Source organism: Bacillus cereus group sp. BfR-BA-01408, from assembly GCF_022663305.1.
Classification (GTDB): domain Bacteria; phylum Bacillota; class Bacilli; order Bacillales; family Bacillaceae_G; genus Bacillus_A; species Bacillus_A pacificus.
This window is the reverse complement of sequence record NZ_JAKUFF010000223.1, coordinates 1-335: the sequence shown is the minus strand read 5'-3', so window position 1 is coordinate 335 and position 335 is coordinate 1. Positions and strand designations below refer to the sequence as shown.

The following is a 335-nucleotide window of genomic DNA, read 5'->3' as shown; positions in this document are numbered from 1 at the left end:
AAAGTTAAATCCAAATATGAGGAGGATATAAAATAAACCTTTTTCCGCATATCCGAAGTAACTAAATAGTAAATATGCTCCAAATGTTAATAAATTCGTGAAGATACTTAATATAAATAAACTAGTAAATAATTGTTCAGATTTCTTTTTATTATCCTTAATGGCACTAATTTCTCTTAATCCATATTGATGGATGCCAAATACAGCAAAAATAAAGAAGTAAGTAAAAATTGTTTCAGAGAAGTTCACTTTCCCCATCGAAGAGGCACCTAGTGTACGATAAGCATAGGGGCCAACAAGAATTGGAAGTATGACATTGAAAATGTTTAGTAAAA

Annotated in this window: 1 protein-coding gene; it reads right to left on the bottom strand. The window is 29.6% G+C overall.

The window, feature by feature from the left end; genetic code table 11:
* A partial coding sequence (locus tag MR083_RS27025; RefSeq protein ID WP_242270117.1) for an oligosaccharide flippase family protein occupies positions 1 to 335 on the bottom strand: 335 nt, incomplete at both ends.